Raw genomic sequence first — 398 nt, 5'->3', positions numbered from 1 at the left:
AATCCGCCATCAATCGTATCGCCGCCGCCGCCGCCGGCCAGAATGTCGTCGCCCGTGTCACCGAAAAGGATATCTCCGGCGAAACCCGTGCCAACATACTTGTCGTTGCCAAGCGTCCCGGTGACATTGATGGCACTCGTACGCGCATCGTAAATGCGCGCTTTGACCTTGTCTCCATTTAACCAGCTGATGACAAATCGCCCATCGGTCAAGACCGTGACATCCGGCGTCGTTTGATCGCCAGCCGTCTCGATGTTAATGACCATCTCCGGGTGCGCAGAATTGAGCCCATAAACCCGTGCGTGGATGTTGGAATTTCCAGCACTTTGATCCGCCCAGGCGATGACATAGTCATTACCGATGAGCCTGGCGACCACCGGCTGATGTTGCGTGCCGGA

The 398-nt window shown here is 56.8% G+C and carries 1 protein-coding gene; it reads right to left on the bottom strand.

The genetic code is table 11. The features are described 5' to 3' along the window. On the bottom strand, positions 1 to 398 hold a 398-nt coding region (locus tag D7Y04_RS44895), incomplete at both ends, for a hypothetical protein (RefSeq protein WP_199749847.1).

It is taken from the genome of Corallococcus sp. AB038B (assembly GCF_003668955.1).
Lineage (GTDB): Bacteria > Myxococcota > Myxococcia > Myxococcales > Myxococcaceae > Corallococcus > Corallococcus exiguus.
This window is presented reverse-complemented; position numbering and strand designations above follow the sequence as displayed.